This window comes from Nocardiopsis kunsanensis DSM 44524, assembly GCF_000340965.1.
GTDB classification, from domain to species: Bacteria; Actinomycetota; Actinomycetes; order Streptosporangiales; family Streptosporangiaceae; genus Nocardiopsis; species Nocardiopsis kunsanensis.
The window spans coordinates 14945-30430 of record NZ_ANAY01000001.1; the positions used below are offsets into that span (position 1 = coordinate 14945).

At 70.1% G+C, this 15486-nt stretch carries 17 protein-coding genes; 6 read left to right on the forward strand and 11 right to left on the reverse strand.

Annotation, left to right across the window (positions count from 1 at the left end; genetic code table 11):
- The first annotated feature begins 193 nt into the window (after nucleotides 1-193).
- Nucleotides 194-730, forward strand: a complete 537-nt coding sequence (locus D456_RS23395; RefSeq protein ID WP_237683305.1) for a PPA1309 family protein — start codon at nucleotides 194-196, stop codon at nucleotides 728-730.
- Between the two features lie 108 nt (nucleotides 731-838).
- Here D456_RS23395 and D456_RS0100095 read toward each other — a convergent pair whose 3' ends face one another.
- The 3 genes from D456_RS0100095 to D456_RS0100105 all read right to left on the reverse strand — a co-directional run bounded on the left by D456_RS0100095 (nucleotide 839) and on the right by D456_RS0100105 (nucleotide 3545).
- Nucleotides 839-1903: a YlbL family protein gene (locus D456_RS0100095; RefSeq protein ID WP_017574108.1), complete on the reverse strand. Its 1065-nt coding sequence runs from the start codon at nucleotides 1901-1903 to the stop codon at nucleotides 839-841.
- A 78-nt stretch (nucleotides 1904-1981) separates the two neighbouring features.
- Nucleotides 1982-2419, reverse strand: a complete 438-nt coding sequence (locus tag D456_RS0100100) for a molybdenum cofactor biosynthesis protein MoaE (protein WP_017574109.1) — start codon at nucleotides 2417-2419, stop codon at nucleotides 1982-1984.
- 58 nt (nucleotides 2420-2477) lie between these two features.
- Nucleotides 2478-3545, reverse strand: a complete 1068-nt coding sequence (locus D456_RS0100105) for an NAD-dependent epimerase/dehydratase family protein (protein ID WP_017574110.1) — start codon at nucleotides 3543-3545, stop codon at nucleotides 2478-2480.
- A gap of 123 nt (nucleotides 3546-3668) precedes the next feature.
- On the opposite strand from D456_RS0100105, the gene D456_RS0100110 reads away from it, so the two are divergent.
- The 3 genes from D456_RS0100110 to D456_RS0100120 are packed head-to-tail and all read left to right on the forward strand — an operon-like array spanning nucleotide 3669 to nucleotide 6049.
- Nucleotides 3669-5102: a zinc-dependent metalloprotease gene (locus tag D456_RS0100110; RefSeq protein ID WP_017574111.1), complete on the forward strand. Its 1434-nt coding sequence runs from the start codon at nucleotides 3669-3671 to the stop codon at nucleotides 5100-5102.
- Between the two features lie 3 nt (nucleotides 5103-5105).
- Complete coding sequence (locus D456_RS0100115; RefSeq protein WP_017574112.1) at nucleotides 5106-5684, forward strand: NUDIX hydrolase; 579 nt, start codon at nucleotides 5106-5108, stop codon at nucleotides 5682-5684.
- A 17-nt stretch (nucleotides 5685-5701) separates the two neighbouring features.
- A complete protein-coding gene (locus D456_RS0100120) occupies nucleotides 5702-6049 on the forward strand; it encodes a hypothetical protein (RefSeq protein WP_017574113.1) in 348 nt (115 codons plus the stop codon).
- 48 nt (nucleotides 6050-6097) lie between these two features.
- Here D456_RS0100120 and D456_RS0100125 read toward each other — a convergent pair whose 3' ends face one another.
- The 6 genes from D456_RS0100125 to D456_RS0100150 all read right to left on the reverse strand — a co-directional run bounded on the left by D456_RS0100125 (nucleotide 6098) and on the right by D456_RS0100150 (nucleotide 11082).
- Entirely contained in the window at nucleotides 6098-6670 is a 573-nt protein-coding gene (locus tag D456_RS0100125; RefSeq protein WP_017574114.1) for a M48 metallopeptidase family protein, read from the reverse strand.
- Nucleotides 6671-6821: 151 nt separating this feature from the next.
- The gene (locus D456_RS26765; RefSeq protein WP_017574115.1) at nucleotides 6822-6986 is read right to left on the reverse strand and encodes a hypothetical protein; all 165 of its coding nucleotides are present in this window, start codon (nucleotides 6984-6986) and stop codon (nucleotides 6822-6824) included.
- A 38-nt stretch (nucleotides 6987-7024) separates the two neighbouring features.
- The gene (locus D456_RS0100135) at nucleotides 7025-7303 is read right to left on the reverse strand and encodes a WhiB family transcriptional regulator (protein WP_017574116.1); all 279 of its coding nucleotides are present in this window, start codon (nucleotides 7301-7303) and stop codon (nucleotides 7025-7027) included.
- Between the two features lie 199 nt (nucleotides 7304-7502).
- Nucleotides 7503-7868 carry a hypothetical protein gene (locus D456_RS0100140; protein ID WP_026115428.1) on the reverse strand — a complete coding sequence of 122 codons (366 nt, stop codon included), beginning with the start codon at nucleotides 7866-7868 and terminating at the stop codon, nucleotides 7503-7505.
- Nucleotides 7869-8066: 198 nt separating this feature from the next.
- Nucleotides 8067-8969 (reverse strand): acyl-CoA thioesterase II, encoded by a 903-nt coding sequence (gene tesB, locus D456_RS0100145; RefSeq protein ID WP_017574118.1) that lies wholly within the window; start codon nucleotides 8967-8969, stop codon nucleotides 8067-8069.
- On the reverse strand, nucleotides 8962-11082 hold the full coding sequence (locus tag D456_RS0100150) for an ATP-dependent DNA helicase UvrD2 (RefSeq protein ID WP_017574119.1): 2121 nt from the start codon (nucleotides 11080-11082) through the stop codon (nucleotides 8962-8964). The genes tesB and D456_RS0100150 overlap by 8 nt, the downstream gene beginning before the upstream one ends.
- A gap of 294 nt (nucleotides 11083-11376) precedes the next feature.
- Between D456_RS0100150 and D456_RS0100155 the strand changes: the two genes are divergently transcribed.
- Together D456_RS0100155 and D456_RS0100160 are read left to right on the forward strand one after the other, a co-directional pair.
- The gene (locus tag D456_RS0100155) at nucleotides 11377-11637 is read left to right on the forward strand and encodes a mycoredoxin (RefSeq protein WP_026115429.1); all 261 of its coding nucleotides are present in this window, start codon (nucleotides 11377-11379) and stop codon (nucleotides 11635-11637) included.
- Nucleotides 11638-11793: 156 nt separating this feature from the next.
- Nucleotides 11794-12240, forward strand: coding sequence for an ANTAR domain-containing protein (locus D456_RS0100160; RefSeq protein WP_026115430.1), 447 nt, complete (start codon nucleotides 11794-11796; stop codon nucleotides 12238-12240).
- A gap of 279 nt (nucleotides 12241-12519) precedes the next feature.
- Here D456_RS0100160 and nudC read toward each other — a convergent pair whose 3' ends face one another.
- Together nudC and D456_RS0100170 are read right to left on the reverse strand one after the other, a co-directional pair.
- Nucleotides 12520-13470: an NAD(+) diphosphatase gene (nudC, locus tag D456_RS0100165; protein WP_017574122.1), complete on the reverse strand. Its 951-nt coding sequence runs from the start codon at nucleotides 13468-13470 to the stop codon at nucleotides 12520-12522.
- 111 nt (nucleotides 13471-13581) lie between these two features.
- A complete protein-coding gene (locus tag D456_RS0100170; protein ID WP_017574123.1) occupies nucleotides 13582-14958 on the reverse strand; it encodes a dipeptidase in 1377 nt (458 codons plus the stop codon).
- Nucleotides 14959-15486 lie beyond the last annotated feature (528 nt).

Genomic DNA, 15486 nt, shown 5'->3' on the forward strand with positions numbered 1-15486 from the left:
TGCGTTTCGGTGCGCATGTAGCGCCCTGTTACAGAAAACTTAATCGGTGGCCGTCAGGTTCCCGAAATCACCGCCACGCGAGTGACAAGCGTGCATCATTGCGGCATCGGGACTGCATCCGGCGGGGGCCGGGACCGACCCTACTGGGACGTGCCGGGCACGGCGACGGCCCCACATCGGCCACCATGGAAACGTGTCGAACATTCGTGAAGCCGTGATGGACCTGGAACGCCACGTCGCAGAACAGGGGTGGGACCAACCGCTGGAGCTGTATGCCCTCGTGCCGACGGTCGAACTGCTCGAGGCCGAGCCCGCCGCCGCGCAGATGTTGGGGATCACCGAACCGGAGTCCCCGGACGACCTGACCCCGGTACAGCAGGAGCGTCTGCCCGACGACGTCCCCCTGGAGGAGGCTCTCGGACGCATCATGTGGCCCGAAGGTGTGGCCGGGTGTGCGTTGGTGATGGAACGCCTGGTGGTGAAGGGCTCGGACGAGACCCTGGCCGTGGACGAGGACCCCGGTACCTCCGGCAAGGAGACCGAGGAGATCCGGATGGTCGCCGGTGTCGTGCGCGACGGTTCGCGTTACAGCGCGATGCGCCTGCGCAACTACGACACCGACGAGGACGTGATGCACGGGGACGACCTGGTTCCCGCGCTCACCTCGGCCCTGGCCCTGACCCTGGACATCGAGCTGCCGGCCACCGCCCCGGAGACCCCGGAGAGCTGAACCGCCCTCGGGCACACGACGGCGCCGCACCCCGATCCGTTCGGGGTGCGGCGCCGTCCTTCGTCGGTGGCTCCTGCTCCTCGGCCTGCCCGCGTACCTCGGCCCGGTCTACTCGCAGCGGGGCAGGTCGTCGCCGCCCTCGCGGATGGTCTCCAGTGCGCCCACGGCATCGCCGAGGGTGTCGATGGCGACCACGTCGAGTTCGCCCTGAGCAGCGGACCGGGCCACCTGGGAGCAGCTTTCGGAGGCGACGAAGAAGTACTCGGCGCCGGCGTTCTCGGCACTGACCATTTTCTGGGGGATGCCGCTGACACCGCCGACCTCGCCCTTGGCCGTGATGGTGCCGGAACCGGCGATCTCGGCACCGCCGGTGATGCCGTCCTCGCTGAGGCGGTCCATGATCCCCAGGGCGAACATCATGCCGGCGCTGGGGCCGCCGATCCGGCCGACGGTGATGTCGACCTCGAAGGGGAAGTCCATGTCGTCGGCGATGAGGACCCCGACGGCGGCGGAGCCGTCATCGCCCTCCTCGGTCCCGATCTCGACCTCGACCTCCTCGCCGTCGCGTTCCAGCAGGAGCGTGACCGGCTCGCCGGGTTCGCGGTCGCCGACCATCTCGACCACGGCGCTGCTGCCGACGGCCGCGTCCCCGCCCTGCTGGGACTGGACGGGTACGGCCTCTCCGTCGACCTCCAGAACGGTGTCCTCGGGTTCGACCCGGCCCTCGGCCGGCATGCCCTCGACGGCCTCGGCGACCACGGGCACGGCCTCGAAGTCCCTGTCGAGCTGGTTGAGGGCGGCGGCGGTGGCCTCGGTCTGGGAGTCGTTCATCTGGACGCTCTGGCGCTCGCTGACCTCCTCGGGGGTGCGGTCGGCGGGAAAGAGCAGTTCCTCGGGCATGACGGCGTCGCGCGGGGAGAGCCAGGAGGTGATGACGGTGAAGAAGTTGAGGCGGTGCTCGGGGCCGCCCGCGTACTGGACCGTCACCATCGACAGCGAGCCCTCCTCGTGCTCGTAGCTGTCGGCCCCGGCGACCTCGATGACCGGTTCGCCCTCCAGGTCTCCGGTGGTGTTGACGATCGCGCCCGGTGCGGCCACCAGATAGGGCATGGGCAGGAAGAGGCTCCCGACCCCCAGTCCGATGAGCAGGACGAGGGCGACAGCAAGGGTCATCACGCGACGAAGCATGCCCTACAGACTATTGCGGCCACGGGGCGGTACGGGCGCACCACCCGGGTTCCCGGGGGGTCCTCAGGGAGCCCCGACCCATTCGTCCTCGCCGTCGGCGAAGGACTGGCGTTTCCAGATGGGCACCTGGGCCTTGAGGTCGTCGATGAGGCGGCGGCACGCCTCGAAGGCCTCCTGGCGGTGCCCGGCGGAGGCGGCGACCACGACAGCGGTGTCCCCGATCTCCAGGTCACCGACCCGATGCACGGCCGCGAGCTTGACCACGGGGCGGCCTTCACCCGAGGTGTCGCCCAGGATTTTCTCCATGACCGAACGCAACTGGGCCTCGACGGTCGGATGCGCCGAGTAACCGAGCGCCGCGACCCCACGTCCGTGGTCGTGGTCGCGGACGGTGCCCAGAAAGACGGCGGTGCCCCCGGCCCGCGGGTCTGCGACGGCGTCGAGGACCTCGTCGACCGAGAGGGGCGTGTCACGTACGGCTGCGAGGGTGATCTCTTCCACCCCTCGAGCGTATCAACCCGTTCTCCGCACAGGCGCCCGTTCGGTGCGCAACACCTGCTCAGCTCCCCTTCCGCCGGCGCAGGTGGCGGATGGCCGCGGCAGTGCCGATGGCGGCGGCAGCAGCGCCGGCGGCCCCGGCAGCGGTGATGGTGACCTCCTTGCGGCCCACACTGCGGCCCACGATCGCGTGCTTGCCCTCACGGGCCTCCAGGAGCGCGGCCAGGGCCTCCTCGTTGGTGTAGGCGGGTTTCCAACCGGCCTCGCGCAGAGCCGCGCAGTCGACGACGCAGGGGTGGACGAGGAACTTGAGCTCGACCTCGGCGGCGGGGGTGATCCGAGCACGGTGCAGGCGCCGGATGGCCCCGAAGGCGAGGTTTCCGGCGACCTCGAAGGGTTTCATACCGGCGAGCTGCTCGACCTCCTCCTGGGTCAGGGCCCCGTCGCTGCCGACGGTGACCACGCCGCCGGGGCCGCGCACGTCCTCGGTGACGCAGTACGCCAGGGCGCTGACCAGGTCGTCGACGTGGCAGAACTGCCAGTGCTGCTCCTCACCCTTGACGGTGAGCAGGCGGGGCGCGGAGAAGTGGCGGCTGAGGATCGTGTCGAGTTCCGGGCCGACCAGGGGCGCGGGCCGCACCACGGTGACGGAGAGGCTGGGGTGGGCGCGGCGGGCACGCTCGGCCAGGGCCTCTACCTCCGCGAAGTCACCCATGAGGCCCTCGCTGTTGTCGGAGACCCGCGGGGCGTCCTCCGCCAGCGGCACGGGGTTGGCGGGGTCGGCACCGTAGACCATGGTGCTGGTGAGCAGGATCACACGGGGCACGCCGGCGGCCGCGGCGGCGGTGAGCACGGTCTGGGCCGCACGGATGTTGTGCTGGCGGCGCCGGACCGGTTTACTCTCCGGAGAGCGGTCGTCCGCGGTGTGCACGAGCACGTCGACACCGTCCAGGCGCGAGACCAGGCCGGGGTCGCACACGTCGCCGATCCGCCACGTGACCCCGCGCAGGTCGGCGAACTCACTGTCCACGGCCACGATCTCGGACACGGCGGAGGAACCTTCGGCGTCCGCCAGACGTTGCACGAGGAGCCGGCCCACGCCGGAAGCGGCGCCGGTGACTGCGGCCACCGTTGCCGCCCCGCCGTGTGAGCTGTGCTCTGGGCGAACCTGGCTGCTATCGGTATTCACTCCGGGCAACTCCCAGTTAACGTGACAGTGGAGACCAAACCTAATCCTGCCTGAGGTCTGATTGTGAGCGACCTGCCTTTCGGTTTCAGCATGCCGAACGATCCCGATGACGAGTCCGGGCGCCGTTCCGGCGGCTCCGGCTCGGGTGCCGGCAGCGGCGGCCCGGGCGGGGGGGACTCCGGTACTCCGGGCGGCTTCCCGTTCGGTGACCCGCAACAGATGGCCGACATGCTCCGCCAGTTCGCGGACATGATGTCGTCCCAGCCCGCCCCCGGTTCCGGTGGCGGCGAGCAGTCCTCGAAGTCGGGGATCAACTGGGACATGGCCAAGAACATCGCACGGCACGCCGTCGCCGAGCACGGCGACCCCAGTGTGCCACCGGCCGACTACGCCAAGATCGAGGAGGCCCTGCGTCTGGCCGACCTGTGGTTGGGCGAGGCCACCGATCTGCCCTCCGGGATCCAGACCGCCCAGGCCTGGACCCGGTCGGAGTGGATCGAGCGGACCATGGGGTCCTGGGCACAGCTGTGCGACCCGCTGACCTCCAAGTCCGTGGAGGCCATGGGCCAGAACCTGCCCGAGGAGATGCAGTCGGTGGCCGGTCCACTGCTGGGCATGGTCCAGCAGATGGGCGGCATGATGGTCGGCCAGCAGGCCGGCCAGGCCATCGGTGAACTGGCCCGCGAGGTCATCGGTACCGCCGACATCGGTGTGCCCATGGCCGGTGAGGGACACGCGGCCCTGCTCCCGGGCGGTGTGGCCAAGTTCGGTGAGGGGCTCGGTGTCCCCGAGGACGAGGTCCGCCTGTACCTGGCCGCGCGCGAGGCCGCGGTGCAGCGCCTGTACTCGCACGTACCGTGGTTGCGCCAGCACGTGTACCGCCTGGTCGAGGAGTACGCGGCCGGGATGTCCTTCGACGTCAGCGGCCTGGAGGACAAGCTCGGCGAGATCGACATGAGCAACCCCGAGGCCCTCCAGGAGGCGCTGTCCGGGGGCCTGGGCGGGGAGAACCTCCTCCAGCCCGAGGACACCCCGCAGCAGAAGGCGGCCCTGGCTCGTCTGGAGACGGCCCTGGCTCTCATCGAGGGGTGGGTCTCGACCGTGGTCTCCAAGGCGGTCGCCGGCCGTCTGCCGCAGGCCGACGCCCTGGCCGAGGCGACCCGCCGCCGCCGCGCCACAGGCGGCCCGGCCGAGCACACCTTCGCCGCCCTCGTCGGGCTGGAGCTGCGCCCCCGCCGCCAACGCGAGGCCTCTGCGCTGTGGACGGCGCTGGAGGAGGCCCGCGGGGTCGAGGGCCGCGACGCCGTCTGGCAGCACCCGGACCTCATGCCCACCAGCGACGACCTCGACGACCCCGACTCCTTCGTCAGCGGGGGCGAGTTCGACGACTTCGACATCAGCAAGATCACCGGGGAGGGTCCCACCGCGTCCGGGAGGGCCGAAGGCTCCGGTGAGGACGGCGAGGAGACCGACGGCAAGCGCGGAGAGGATTCCTGACACGTGTCCCTGTACTCCGACGCCCGTTCGGTCCTGTCCGGGTGGGCCGCCCCCGACGCGGGGCAGGAGGAACTGCGCTGTTCCTACCTCGCCCACCTGGACGCGCACGAGGACGCCATGCGTCGCGAGTGCCTGCCCGGCCACCTCACCGCGAGTGCCGCGATCATCTCCTCGGACGGAACGCACGTGGTGCTGACCCTGCACAAGGCGTTGCGGATGTGGCTGCAGACCGGCGGCCACTGCGAGCCGGAGGACACCACGTTGGTGGCCGCGGCCCAGCGTGAGGCCACCGAGGAGTCGGGGATCCGCAGTGTGCGTGTGCTCCCCTCCCCCGTACGGCTGGACCGGCACGCGGTTCCGTGCGGTGGCGGGACCCACCACCTGGACGTGCAGTTCGCGGCGGTCGCTCCCCGGGACGCGGTCCTGGTGCGCGACCCGGCCGAGTCCACCGACCTGGCTTGGTTCCCGGTCCGTGAGCTGCCCGAGTCCAGTGACGAGTCCGTGCGGGCGCTGGTGCGTGCGGCCGCGCACGCGGTGGCCGGCGAAGCCGCCGGCACGCGGAGGCCCTCATCGTCTCCCTGATCATCACCGCGACCGGTGTGGCCGCCGGTGTGCTCACCGTGATGCTGGCGCGCGGGCTGGAGAACGCCGACCGGCGTATCGTCGAGGACGGGCTCGACGGCCGCCTCAGCAAACGCGAGGCCGCGCAGGCCGAGGAAGAACTGTTGGAACGGGCCCGCCGGTTCAGCCCGTTGCCGGCCGCGGTGATGGCCGCTCTCCTGGGGGCCACGGTGTGGGAGGCGGTCGCTTCCGGTGACTGGGGCGGATGGACACCGTTCCACCTGCTGTTCTTCTGTGCCCTGTTCCTGGTGGTCCTCGTGGGCCGGGTCCAGGTCGGGGCCCGGTTGGCCGACGCTCGCGAGCGCGCCGCCCGGCTGCGTTCCTGAACCCTTCCCGGACACGCATGCCCGGGGCTCCTCGGCCGACCGGTCCGTTCAGTCCTCGACGGTGCCCTCGGGCAGTTCCTCCTCGGCCGTGTCGGCCACGGCCCCGCCCTCTGCGGGCCCGACACGCGCGCCGGCGCTGAAGCCCTCCAAGTAACCGCGGGCGCGCTCGGCCTTGGGGTACCGGGACACGAGTTCCCAGAAGTCGCGCCCGTGCGTGGGGATGCGCAGGTGGGCCAGCTCGTGGACGAGGACGTAGTCCACGACCCAGGAGGGCATGTCGACCAGGCGGCGCGAGATACGGATCGTGCGGGTCTCGGGGGTGCACGAGCCCCAGCGGGCGTGCTGGTTGTCGACCCAGCGCACGGTCTCGGGCAGCTCGGTGCCGCCGAGATAGCGGCGGGCGAGTTCGACGGCGCGTTCGCGGAGTTGCCCGTCCCCGGAGTGGCGGCGCCCCTGTTTGGCCTCCAGCTTCCGCAGCATCCGACTCACCCACCGCTGTTCCTCAGCGTGGGAGAACGAAGCGGGGACGAGGACGACAGTGGTGTCCCCGTCCCTGTAGGCGGACACGGTACGCCGACGACGGGAACTGCGTCGCACCTCGATCTTGGGGTTCGAGGACACGCCCCTCACGGTAGTCGAGCACCCCCCTCGCGAACAGGTGTGCCATCTCCGGTTTTGCCGGTTCGTTGCGCGGCCGGGCCGGGCCTTCCGTCCGGCCCCGGCCCGGCCGCGTGCGGTGCACGGTGCGTGCGCTCCCACGGCTCTCAGCCGTTCAACACAGGCGTGACCACGCCAGTTCCATGAGCGCTTCCTCCGTCCGGCGCTGCTCGCGCCGACGGGCACGCAGCCGGCGGGCACCCATCCTCTGTGCCTGGAGTTCCAGTCGGCGTTCTTCGTCGTTCTCCTGGACGAGCCGCATGAGTTCGAGCATCATCATTCGTTCCTCCGTATCCGTGCGGAGCGGGTATCGGACGTTCAGGCCGCGGCCGGCGCGGGGTTCTTGCGCGGACGGCCGCGGGGACGTTTCCGTGCCACGACCTGGCCGGACACGAGCAGCTGTCCTCCCCAGACACCCCAGGGCTCGCTGCGTTCCAGCGCGTCGGACAGGCACTGTTCCTTGACCGGGCACTCGGCGCACACGGCCTTGGCGGCCTCGACGTCCGTGGGGGCCTCGGCGAAGAACAGATCGGGCTCGTAACGGCAGGGGACGGAGACCTCACCCAACCAGGGCGTTTCCAGGACCGACGCAAGCATCGGTGCCCTCCAAGCTCTGTGTCGTTTCGTTCAACGCGGTCGGTGTTGCTTGCCACCGGTGGTGGCGGTCCAGGGACCCGACTTGCGTTGGCCGCCGGTTCTCACGAGCCCTCCCCGGGGGAGGATCATGGAACGGGACACAAAGAAAGCCGCGGCCCCTTCTCGGGGTCCGCGGCCACAGGACGAAACTCTCGGCCTCCTACGTCAGGCCGGAATTCCTCCGTGGACACTGCCCCGGTGCGCCGTAGCGCGGGGTAGCTTCGGCGAGTTCGACGGAACGCTCGCCACGCTCTCGGGCGGTTGCGCCGGACTCGGGCACACGGGCGCCCTGGCCTGCCTCCATGGGCAGTCCGGAGCTTCCCTTCACACGGGCTCGTCCCTGGAGGACGAGACCGGTGCGCGCGCTCGTGGAGCGGAACGACTGCGGCACCCCGGCGAAGGGTCCACCGCGGTGTCCGGCAGACACGCCGCCGAGGCCACGCCAGGTGGCACCCAGGTCACACGTGTGCACGAACGGCAGGTCGAAACCGACAGCGAGGTCGTTGCTCATCGTTGTGCTGTTCATCAGATCTGGGCACCTCCTTCACGGTCGGGCGTCGGGGTCTTTCACCTGCGCCGGATGGCGTTCATGGCGACGGTTCACACACTACGGGGGCCCCATAAGCCCGGCAACCCATTTTTGACCTGGGAAAACGTCCGCATCCGGCCAAAACTTACGAGCGTTTCCAGGTATCGGTCACCGTCCACCGGGGCACGGCTGCGGTCACTGCAGGGTTTCTTCCTGGTCATCGGTGTCGACGACCCGGAGGAGCCCTTCCTGCACCACGGAGCACACGAGCTCGCCGTCCCGGGTGTAGACGAGCCCCCGCGCCAGCCCCCTGGCGCCCGAGGCGCTCGGGGTCTCCTGGGCGTAGAGCAACCACTCGTCGGCGCGGAAGGGCCGGTGGAACCACATGGCGTGGTCGAGACTGGCCATGGAGATTCCCTCGAACGAACGCCCGTGCCGCAGCAGCACGGTGTCGAGCAGGGTCAGGTCGGAGGCGTAGGTCATCATGCAGACCTGCGTGAGCCGGTCGTCGGGCAGCTTGCCGTCGACCTTGAGCCAGACCGGGTTGGTGGCGGTACGCAGCTGCGGGTCGCGTTCGGCCTCGTAGGAGAGCGGCCCGACCGGACGCATCTCGATGGGGTGCCAGCGCACGAAGCCGGGCACCTTGCCGAACTCGGCGCGCAGGCGGTCACGGGTGCTGGGCAGCTCTTCGGGCTGGGGCACGTCCGGCATGGGGAGCTGGTGGTCCAGGCCGGGCTCCTCCTTGTGGAAGGAGGCCGAGAGGGTGAATATCGGCTTTCCGTGCTGGATCGCCGAGACCCTCCGAGTGGTGAAGGAGCGCCCGTCCCGCACCCGGTCCACGTCGTAGACGATCGGAACGTCGGGGTCCCCGGGGCGGATGAAGTAGGCGTGCAGGGAGTGCACGTGGCGGTCCTCGGGGACCGTGCGCCCGGCGGCCAGCAGCGCCTGGCCGGCCACGAGCCCGCCGAAGACGCGCTGGGGACCTTCAGCAGGGCTGTTGCCCCGGAAGATGTTCACCTCGATCTGCTCGAGGTCGAGGACACCGAGCAACTCGTCCAGCGACGGCCCCCAGTCGGTCCGTCCGGTGGGGTCAGTCATCTGATGTGTCCTCCATGTCTGCAGTCTGCGTTTCGACCAGCTCTTCGGGGTCGGCCCCGCGGACCAGGGCCAGCACCGCTTCACCGTAACGATCACGCTTGCGGGCGCCCACGCCGGACACGGTGGAGAGCTGCTCCAAACTACCGGGTTCCTGCTCGGCGATGGCCTGGAGGGTCGCGTCGGTGAAGACGACGTAGGCGGGCACAGCCTGGCTCTTCGAGACCAGACGGCGCCAGTGGCGCATGCGTTCGAGCAGGGCCTCGTCGTAGGTGGAGGGGCAGTCGCCGCAGCGTCCGAGTTTGCGTTCGGCCGCGTCGGTGAGGGCGAGCCCGCACACCCGGCAGCGCACGACCCTGTTGCGGTGCTCCTTGCGGCGCGGCGAGGTGGAGGGCGATGCCGGGCGCAGACCGTCGAGGAAACGGGAAGGCTTGCGGGTGCGGCGCCCTCCCGGGGAACGGGAGAGCGACCAGGACATGGACAGGTGCTCGCGGGCGCGGGTCACACCCACGTAGAAGAGACGGCGTTCCTCCTCGACCTGCTCGTCGGTCTCGGCGTAGATGATCGGCATCATGCCCTCGTGGAGGCCGCACAGGAAGACCGCGTCCCACTCCAGACCCTTGGCCGAGTGCAGGGAAGCGATGGTCACCCCCTCGAACCCGGGCGCGTGCTCGGTGGCCATGCGGGCCTCGAGCTCCTCCACGAAATGGGCCATGGTGACGCGGTTCCCGCCGCCTGCGGTGGCGACCATGTCCTCGGCGAGCTGGGCCAGCGCGGACAAGGACTCCCAGCGTTCACGGGCCTGGCGCCCCTCGGGGGCGGTCTCGGTCAGACCGAGCTGGGTGAGCAGGTGGCGCACGCCGGAGACGAGCTCCTCGCCGGTGTCGTCGGCAGCCCCGTGGCGGGCCCCGCGCAGCAGATGCACGGCCTCACGGATCTCCGGGCGTTCGAAGAAACGTGCGGTACCGCGGACGGTGAAGGGCACACCCTCGTCGGTGAGGGCCTGTTCGTAGGCGGCCGACTGGGAGTTGGTGCGTACGAGCACGGCGATCTCGCTCGCTGGGGTCCCACTCTCCATGAGCACCCGGATCTTACGGGCGACACCGGTGGCCTCGGCGGGTTCGTCGTCGTACTCCTGGTAGAGGGGGTCGGGCCCGTCGGGACGCTGGGCGCGCAGGGTGAGGTGGCTCCCCGCGGCTGAACCGCGGGCCTGCGAGATGACGTGGTTGGCCACGCGCACCACTTGGGGGGTCGAGCGGTAGTCGCGGACCAGTTCGACGACGGTGGCGTGCGGGTGTCCGGCGGCGAAGCCGGTGAGGTAGCCGGGGGTGGCGCCTGCGAAGGAGTAGATGGTCTGGCTCGGGTCGCCGACCACGCACAGGTCGTCGCGATCGCCGAGCCAGGCGTCGAGAAGGAGTTTCTGCAACGGGTTGACGTCCTGGAACTCGTCGACGACGAAGTACCGGTACTGGCCGCGCACCCTCTCGGCGATACCGGGATCGGCGTTGATCATCCCGGCGGTCAGTTCGAGCATGGACTCGAAATCGAGGAGGTTGCGTTCCCGGCACAGGTCCTCGTAGGCCTCGAAGACCCGCGCGACCTCCTGGGGCGACGAGGTCGGGCTCTGGCGTCCGGCCTTGGCCAGGGCCTTCTCGTAGTCGGTGGCGCGCACCTGGGTGACCTTGGCCCACTCGATCTCACTGGCCAGGTCACGCAGTCCGGTGCGGTCGGGTTGGAGACCCACCATGTGTGCGGCCTGCGCGACGGCCTTGATCTTGCTGTCGATGAGGGTGGGTTTCTCACCACCGACGGCCTCCCCCCAGAAGTAGGAGAGCTGGCGCAGTGCAGCGGCGTGGAAGGTACGTGCCTGGACCCGGGGCGCACCCAGCGACCTCAATCGGCCACGCATCTCCCCTGCCGCCCGGTTCGTGAAGGTGACCGCCAGGACCTGCTGCTCGGCCACGACCCCGCTCGCGACCGCGTGTGCGATGCGGTGTGTGATGGCGCGGGTCTTGCCGGTCCCGGCACCCGCGAGCACACACACGGGGCCGCGCAGAGCGCGCGCCACCTGGGTCTGTTCCGGGTCGAGTCCCTCCAGGACACGGTCGGGGTCCATGGTGCTCCTGCGTGTGGTCGGGGCTGCTGCGGGCATCGGCAGCACGTTCTCCAGGGGACGGCTGCGGGTGCTGAGGAGACAGTCTCTCAAGTATCGGTGGTGGCGGTGAGCGGATCGGCACGGAACAGGTGAGCAGATCCGTACGGGGGCATTTGCACCCAGGTCGAACCAGAACGGCTTGTGATGCGTCCCACGTGGTGTCGCGAGGCTGCGGGAAGCCGCCGCCCCCGTCCGGTGTTGGGACGGGGAGACGGATTCACATCCCCGACCTCGAGACGGAAAGACGTGAGCGAGATGACGAACACGGAGACCGGACAGTTCACGATGTACACCACCCCCTGGTGCGGATACTGCAAGCGGCTCAAGAGCCAGCTGTCCCGGGAGGGGATCACGGGCCGCGAGGTGGACATCGAACAGGACCCGGGGGCCGCGGAGTACGTGATGAAGGTCAACGGCGGGAACGCGACCGTTCCCACGGTGGTCTTCGCGGACGAAACGGCCATGACCAACCCGTCTCTCGCTCAGGTGAAGCAGAAACTGGCCGAGCTGTCGTAGCCGGGGACCGGACGGCCGGCGGCACCCTCCCCCGGGTGCTGCCGGCCGTCCGGAACACGGGGTCGTGCCATTCCACGACACCCCCGGCCGGCGATGACAAGAGCCGTCCACGGACGGCTCCGACGAAGACGGGGAGTTGTGGAGTTGGGCAACGAGATGAGGCCTCACGACATAGGCGGCGCCCACCCGGTGGACACCGACGTGGTGCGGCGCACCCCGACCGGATGGCGGGTCGAGGGCGGTCCGGAGGTGCCGGACCTGATCAGTGCGATGGTGCTGGCGGACCTGCTCAACAGCGAGGCGGGCAACCCACGGCCGCGTGCGCAGGCCCCCGGACGCGCCCCCGAGAACGCGACCGAGGTGGAGCGCCTGCGACACACGATCTCCCAGCTGGAGCACGCGCTGCACTCACGTGTGGTGGTCGAGCAGGCCATCGGTGTGCTCGCCGAGCGGCACACGATGCCGACCCGGGAGGCGTTCGAGCGGCTGCGCTCGTCGGCGCGCTCCCGCGGGCGCAAGGTCGCCGACCTGGCCCGGGACGTGGTGGAGAGCAGCAACAGTCCCCTGACCGTACTCCCCGACGAACTCGGCGTCTCCCCCTAGCTGCACCGACCACGGAGGTTGTGGGTTGGGCCGTGGACTGGTGACGGGTGGGTGGTGTTCGTCGGAGCATCGAGCTCAGCCCGGCCGGGCTAAAATCCCGACCCCGACGAACACCCACCCCCGGCACAACAAGAAACCCCACTCCCCCAAGCACATCAACGAGCTCCGGGCCCGAATCCATCAGCGGCCCATGCGCCCGTCACGCGCTGGCGGCTGGTGACGGGTGGCCGAAGCCGACCGAAGCCCGAAAGAAGCCCGAAGGCCCAAAGAGAACGCCCCTCACCAACCGCCGGGGAGCTCACCGCCGTACCAGTGCTCGATGAGGGTGTGTGCGATGGAGACCGGCCCGGGCAGGCGCACCCGTCCTTCCTGCACGGCGTCGGTGAGCTCACCGCGCGTGAACCAGTGCAGGTCACCGATCTCGTCGTCGGTACGTTCGGTCTCCCCGACGGCGAGGGCCGTGTAGCCCATCATGAGGCTGCGTGGGAACGGCCAGGGCTGGGAGGACAGGTAGCGGGGCGTGTCCACGACCACGCCCGCTTCCTCGGCGACCTCGCGCGCCACGGCCTGCTCCAGTGACTCGCCCGCGTCGACGAAACCGGCGAGGACGGAGTAGCGTTCCGCCTCCCACCGGGGATTGTTACCGAGCAGAACCTCCTCGCGGCCCTCCTTCTCGCGGTGTACGAGCATGATGACGGCGGGATCGGTACGCGGGTACTGCTCGTCGCCGTCGCGTTCGCACACGCGCATGTGTCCGGCGTTCGCCAGCCGGGTGGGTCCACCGCAGCGGGGACAGAAACGGTGGGTGGCGTTCCAGTTGGCCAGGGCGACGGCCCGCGTGAGGAGCCCGGTGTCGCGGTCGCCGAGGAGCGCGCCGATCTCGCCGAGGGTGGCGGCGGCGGTGCCTTCGGGTTCGGTGAGGGGACCGGTGCTGCGCACCGCGAAGTGGGCGATGCCGTCGTCGACACCGAGGAAGTAGCGCTCACCCTCGGGGGCGTGCTCGGGCGAGGTCAGAACCAGGTGCCGGGGCGCTCCGGTGGTGACGAGGGAGCGCGAACGGCGCGGGGAGGGTGTGCTCCAGCCGCGGCTTCCGGGCGGACCACCGTCCAGGACCAGGACGCGGGTGGAGGGGTCGAACCACGCCTTGTCGAGCCACTCGCGGTCGACCCTGTGGTGGGTGGCGGTGTCGATGGTGGCTCGGGCCAGCAATGGGGTCGCGTCGGTTTCCATGGCTCCTTTTCCCTGGACGGTCTCGGGGTGCGGACGATGCACCCTCCTGGTGCCAACAGTGCCGTGCCCCCGCGCATGCCCGGACCGGAGGGTGTGCGGGGGCACACGGGGTCAGGAGCGCTCGGCGAGCTCGCGCCACAGGTGGGCGGCGCTCTCGGCACCCTTGAGCAGCAGCGGCACCTCGACCTTCTCGTTGGGCGCGTGGATCCGGTCCTCGTCGAGGCCGACGGCGACGAAGACGAGCGGTGCGTCGAGGATCTCGGCGATGTCGGCCTCTGGGCCGCTGCCGCCCTCGCGGGTGAACAGGACCTCCTTGCCGAAGGCCTGTTCCATGGCCGAGCGTGCGGCCTTCAGGATGGGCGAGGACAGGTCGGAGGCGCAGGCGCGGGTACCGGGTCCGCTGAAGTCGGTCCCGGCGCGCAGCCCGGCCGGGGTGTGCGCCTCCACGAACTCCTGCACACCCTGCTGGACCTTCACGGGGTCCTGGCCGGGCACGAGACGGAAGCTGACCTTGGCGTGCGCGGAGGCGGGGACGATGGTCTTGCGGCCCTCACCGATGTGGCCTCCCCACATGCCGTTGATCTCGGCGGTGGGGCGCAACCAGACGCGCTCCAGCGTGCTGTAGCCCTTCTCACCCCAGGTCGCGGCGGAGGCGGCGGTGCTCAGCCACTCCTTCTCGTCGAAGGGCAGGCGGGCGATGAGTTCGCGCTCCTCGTCGGTGGCCTCGACGACACCGTCGTAGAAACCGGGGACGGTGATGTGGTTGTCGTCGTCGTGCAGGGCCGACAGGAGGTCGGACATGGCCTGGAGGGGGTTGGGCACGGCGCCGCCGAAGGAGCCGCTGTGCAGGTCGCGGTCGGGTCCGTGCAGGTCGATCTGCACGTCGGTGACCCCGCGCATGCCCACGCACATGGACGGCACGTCGGCCGACCACATGGTGGTGTCGGAGATGACGGCGGTGTCGCAGTCCAGGCGGTCGCGGCGCTCGCGCATGAGGTCGGGGAAGTGCACCGACCCGGACTCCTCCTCGCCCTCGATGAGCATCTTGATCGTCACCGGAGGGGCGTCGGCCCCGGAGGCGACCAGGGCGGCCCGCACACCCAGGGCGTGGAAGAGCACCTGGCCCTTGTCGTCGGAGGCGCCCCGGGCGTACAGGGAGGTGCCGCGCAGGGTCGGGGTGAAGGGTTCGGTCTCCCAGGCCTCGACGGGGTCGACGGGCTGGACGTCGTGGTGGCCGTATACCAGGACGGTCGGTGCGTCGGGGTCGGCGGCGGGCCATTCGGCGAAGACCGAGGGGAGGCCGGGGGTCTGCCACACCTCGACGGTGGGGAAGCCGGTGGCGCGCAGGTGGTCGGCGAGCCAGTCCGCGGAGGCGCGTACGTCCTCGTGGTGTTCGGGTTCGGCGGAGATCGAGGGGATCCTCAGCCACTCGTCCAGCGAGGAGAGGAATTCCTCCCGGTGTGCCTCGATGTAGGCGCGCGCGTCCATCCGTCCGTCCTTCTGTCGACGTCGTTGTCCGGTATGACACTAGGACGCCTCGCACCCGGCCGCACCTTCGGCCCGGAATCCACCACCCGTGCACACAAGGGGCGGGCCACCGGAGCGCAGCAGACCTGCGTCTCCCCTCCGGTCACGGCCCCAGGGCCGGAACCGGCCGGATGCTCCGGCGGGGCCGGGCGTTCCCGGGGAGCATGGGCGACGCGGATCATCAGTGGCTGCGAGGCCGGTCCGCGCTCCGCGGAAACCCTGAAATCACCTGCTCCGCCCCATGAATCGCACGATGACCTCGTGGCTCAGAAGAAGCGTGACAGCCAGGGACACCACCAGACCGCCGCCGGCATGAGGGTCGCCCACGTATCTCCCGTACCGGAGAAAACAAGCAACGACCGTCCCAGGGTGAGAGTGGCGACCAACAGCACCGCCGTGACCACCACGAGGGTGGAAGTTCTCCACCTCCGGACATTCTTCTTCAGATCCTTCATAACTTCTGAATCTTCACCCAGCAGGGGTCGGGGG